The sequence below is a fragment of the Daeguia caeni genome, assembly GCF_042653845.1.
Taxonomy (GTDB): domain Bacteria; phylum Pseudomonadota; class Alphaproteobacteria; order Rhizobiales; family Rhizobiaceae; genus Brucella; species Brucella caeni.
On the sequence record NZ_JBHSEL010000085.1, the window covers coordinates 1 to 4,588 of the forward strand.

Genomic DNA, 4,588 nt, shown 5'->3' on the forward strand with positions numbered 1-4,588 from the left:
TGTCATCTGATCCTCCGTAGTTTTTGCAAACATAGAGAATCATAAACTACTGAAATCGCTAAACTTAATTTTAGGTCGGGCTCATAGATATAACAAGCATCGGATAGACTGATGTATTTCACAGTCTGTCGTGTAATGGGCTCCGGGAGCGCTTGGGTTCAGGACTGGAAGATTCATCAATGATGGGTAGGCAGGACAGACGCAAGGCATAAGGCTCCCGGTCGAGCGGCTCGACATGGCGCCGTCTGTCACTTCGCTGGGCAAGAATGGCATATCTGCTTGGCCTGTTCGCCGAAAAGGCGTGAAACACCCGGCTTTTCTTCCCATACAGCTGGAGAGATTCTTCGATCCAATGAATGGGCTTGAGCCTAGCGATCAGCTGCGTTGCCGGGTTCAAAACCTTCTGCTGTCTGGCGGATGGCGTCGGCGAGGATCTCTGCAGGTTGGGCGCCCATGACGGCATATTTCTGGTCAAGGATGAAACAGGGCACGCCGCGCACGCCAATGCGATTGGCTGTGTCGATATCCGCGCGGATCGTGTCCTTATCGGCATCGGACTGCAAAAGGCGGGCGACGATGGGTGCTTCCATTCCGGCGCTGGCGGCGGCGTCCACCAGCACTTCATGATCGCCAATATCCAGTCCCTGTTCAAAATAGAATGAAAACAGCGTGCCGACGACCATGTCCTGCGCGTCAGACGAGGCTTGTGCCGCCCAGTGAACAAGCCGGTGGGCATCAAATGTGTTGGGCGAACACCTAATCGCCTCGAAATCAAAATCAATGCCGACGCTTTCGCCGATCTGTGCCAATTGACGGTGGATCTCGTCAACCCTGTCGTCAGAACCGAATTTCTCGCGCAGATAGGTCTGGCGGTCCTTGCCCTGTGGCGGCAGGGTCGGATCAAGCTGATATGGCCGCCAGCGAATATCGACTTCAATGTCAGACAGGAAGGAAAGCGCTTTTTTAAGCTGCATCCGGCCAACATAGCACCATGGGCAGACGACATCCGATACAACGTCGATGGTTATCTTCTTACGTGTCATGGCAGGCTCCGTGGCAGCGGAAGCAAGCTTCCGACATTGATGGGATGTCCCTGCAGGGACTGCAGTTGGTCCGGGGTTAATCCTTTGCGCGCCACCAGGTTGGAATCTGATAGCCGAACAGCGGCGTCTTCTCCGGATGCTTTATTCTATCCCAGCGGGCGACCCATTGATAGGGGAGATGATAAAGCGGAATATAATAGTTGCCGGAAATCAGCACGCGGTCGAGCGCGCGCACGGCGCTGACAAATTCCGCACGGTCCCTGGCCGCAAGCATGGCCTCGATCAGCGCATCGACAGCCGGATCGGCAACGCCGGCATAATTGAAACTGCCTTGTGCGTCGCGTGAGGCTGAGCCCCAGCGCATCCATTGTTCATTGCCGGGGGAAAGCGAGCTCGACAAGGCGCCAAGCACCATGTCGTAATCAAAGGTCTGCAGGCGCTGCTGATATTGCGCATCATCGACGGAGCGGATATCGACCTCGATGCCGAGACGCGCCAGATTGCGCTTGTAAGCAAGGGCGATTTTTTCTTCATCCACCGAGCGCGTCATGATTTCAAAACGCAATGGTTTGCCCGTTGGATCAATGGCCTTGCCATTTTCGATTCTGTAGCCGGCCTTGGTCAGAAGATCATAGGCCTGTCTTGCCGGTTCGCGGTCATGGCCGCTGCCATCGGTTACGGGCGGGTGCCATGTTCCCTCCAGCACGTCCGGGCGAACGGCATCCGGAAAGCGGCCGAGTAATTCACGCTCACGCTGATCGGCCGGCTTGCCGACCGATGAAAGTTCTGACCCCTGCCAGAAACTGGCCGTGCGCTGATATTGCCCGCCAAACAGATTGCGGTTGGCCCATTCAAAGTCGAACAACAGACTCAAGGCCTGACGCACGCGCCGGTCGGCAAAGACCGGGCGGCGCGTATTGAACACAAAGCCAAACATATTGGCCGGTGTGCCCTTTTTGAAATGATCCTTGATGACCTTGCCCTGCTGGACGGCCGGGAAGTCATAGGATTTTTCCCAGCGCGTCGGATTGGCTTCAATGAAAATGTCGAGCAGGCCCTTCTTGAAGGATTCGAACATCACCGTTTCATTGCGGTAATATTCGATCACGATGCGGTCAAAATTGTCGAAGCCGCGGCGAACCGGCAGATTCTTGCCCCAATAGTCCGGATTATAGCTGTAGGTGATGCGCTGGCCCGGCAGCACTTCGGAAACGACATAGGGCCCGCTGCCAACTGGCGGCTGCAGTGTGGAATTGTCGAATTTGGCCGGATCAATGGCATGTTTGGGCAGAACCGGCATGGTCGAGGCAACAAGCAGCGGAAATTCGCGGTCAGACTTGTCGTTGAAGACAAAGCGGATCCGGTTCTCGCCGGTCTTTTCGATTTTCTCGATGCGGCTCATGCGGTTATTATAGGGCGGGCGACCCTTTTCGGTCAGGATGTCATAGGTAAAGATGACATCATCAACAGTAACCGGCTTGCCATCCGACCATCGCGCACTCGGGTTGAGTGTGAATTCCACCCATGACCGGTCGGGGGCAATTTCGACTTTCTCGGCAAGCAGCGGATAGAGTGTGAATGGCTCGTCACGTGAACGCTGCATCAGCGTTTCATAGACGAGATTGCCGAAGTCGGTGTCGCCGAACAGCCCGCGCGCCGTGGTGCGCATGCTTTTCAGGATGAATGGATTGAGACTGTCGAAAGTGCCAACCACGCCAACCGTAAGCGTGCCGCCCTTGGGCGCATCGGGATTGGCATAGGGAAAATGGGAGAAATCGGCCGGCAGTGCCACATCGCCATGCATGGACAACGCATAATCCTGGCTGGCGTGGGCGGCAGGCGACAGCAATAGCGCGAAGATGACAGCCGACAGGGCGGTCATGAGGGAAATGCTGCGTAACCTGTCAGTCATTCGGTTCAACGTCATCGTTCCACTGCTAAAGCTCAAGAAGCGTCAATGCATGACCTGTTGTAGCGATTCGGGGCGTACGTTACCACGAAGCCGGGCCTTTATAGGGAGACAAACGTGTCGGCTACGTGACAGTTATTAATAAAACAAAAAAAATGGCGTAATTTTACGCCTATATCTTAAAACCCATCTGGATTCATGGCGTCAGTCATTGTAACACCAGCGCGAATTGGGATTGGACATCCCGAAGTCATGCTGTTGCCGCATTTCCACATCAGTGACAGTCTATTGCTGACTGAAGCCTGCATATGGAAATTTTAGATCAAAGCGTTGAAAGGAACCGGTTGATCATGTCCAGCACGAAGACAATTGCTGCCGCATCTGCCATTGCTGGCGCGCTAGGCCTGCTTGCGACCATGGCTGTGCCTGCATCCGCCCAGCAGCAGCCGCCACAGGGCTGGTTCAAGGTCTGCTCGAAGCAGGAAGCCAACGATATCTGCAACACGCAGAATATCGTGACCGCAGATACTGGTCAGCTGCTTACGGCAGTCAACCTCATTGAGATCAAGGGCAAGATCAATCGAAAGATCTTCCAGGTTACCGTGCCGATTGGCCGTCTGATCCCTGCCGGTGTTGGCATGCAGATCGACAACAACAAGCCGCTCAAGCTCGAATATGGCATCTGCTTTCCGGACCGCTGCATTGCCGAAGCGCCATTGACTGATGATCTCATCAATGCGCTGAAGAAGGGCAACAAGATGACGCTGACTTCGGTCAACTATCAGAACAAGCCAAATCCGATCCCGGTATCGCTGTCCGGTTTTGCGGCTGCGCTGACTGGCCCGGGCCTCAAGCAGTCCGAGCTGGAAGAACGCCAGAAGGAACTTCAGGAAGCTGTCCAGAAGCGCCAGAAGGAATTCGAAGCCAAGATGAAGGCAGAGCAGGAAAAAGCCAAGGCTGGTGCGAATTAAGCCCGGCATGCAATCCTGACCGGATCTTTTCGGACGTTTCATGAAAAGGGGTGCAACAAGCGCCCCTTTTTTGTGCGCATCAGCCCGGCAATGGCCAGTGACGGCAATGGCCGCAATATGGTCTGAACGCAGGGCTGATAGGCAGATGACGTGTTCATGCGGCAGAGTTGCCGTATGTTTCAGTGCTTGATTTGCGCCTTGGGCTGATAGGTGCCGTTTGCAAGCAGATTGAACATTTGCGCAATCTGTGGGTGATGCAGCGGCTCGCCACTCGTATCCGGCAGCAGGTTCTGTTCGGACACATAGGCTATGTATTCGTTTTCCGAATTTTCGGCGAGAATGTGATAAAAGGGCTGATCGCGACGCGGACGCGTTTCTTCAGGAATGGCCTGATACCATTCCTCCGTATTGGCAAATTCCGGGACTACATCGAAAATTACGCCGCGAAAGGGGAAGATTCGATGTTTGACCACCTGCCCGATCCGAAATTTTGCATGCTTTATCTGTGTCGCTGTCATGGGAAGAGTATAAAACTTTGGTCGGAAAATATCATCTGACAAAAATACATATAAAGGCGTCGATCTAAGAGCCCGACTCAACATTTCATTTTTGCGATACGCCTCGTCATTCGCCTGATTGAGGAGATGAGCATCCAAGCTTGTGAC

The 4,588-nt window shown here is 54.1% G+C and carries 4 protein-coding genes; 1 reads left to right on the plus strand and 3 read right to left on the minus strand.

Annotated elements, in window-relative coordinates; genetic code table 11:
- Positions 1 to 368: 368 nt before the first annotated feature.
- Both ACFO1V_RS09620 and ACFO1V_RS09625 read right to left on the minus strand, forming a co-directional pair.
- The gene (locus tag ACFO1V_RS09620) at positions 369 to 1,043 is read right to left on the minus strand and encodes a DsbA family oxidoreductase (protein WP_374834632.1); all 675 of its coding nucleotides are present in this window, start codon (positions 1,041 to 1,043) and stop codon (positions 369 to 371) included.
- 76 nt (positions 1,044 to 1,119) lie between these two features.
- Positions 1,120 to 2,925 carry an extracellular solute-binding protein gene (locus ACFO1V_RS09625; RefSeq protein WP_374834636.1) on the minus strand — a complete coding sequence of 602 codons (1,806 nt, stop codon included), beginning with the start codon at positions 2,923 to 2,925 and terminating at the stop codon, positions 1,120 to 1,122.
- A gap of 377 nt (positions 2,926 to 3,302) precedes the next feature.
- Here ACFO1V_RS09625 and ACFO1V_RS09630 point away from each other — a divergent pair, with 377 nt between their 5' ends.
- Entirely contained in the window at positions 3,303 to 3,923 is a 621-nt protein-coding gene (locus ACFO1V_RS09630) for an invasion associated locus B family protein (RefSeq protein WP_374834634.1), read from the plus strand.
- Positions 3,924 to 4,102: 179 nt separating this feature from the next.
- Here the strand turns inward: ACFO1V_RS09630 and hspQ are convergent, their stop codons facing one another.
- Positions 4,103 to 4,441 carry a heat shock protein HspQ gene (gene hspQ, locus ACFO1V_RS09635; RefSeq protein WP_374834638.1) on the minus strand — a complete coding sequence of 113 codons (339 nt, stop codon included), beginning with the start codon at positions 4,439 to 4,441 and terminating at the stop codon, positions 4,103 to 4,105.
- Positions 4,442 to 4,588 lie beyond the last annotated feature (147 nt).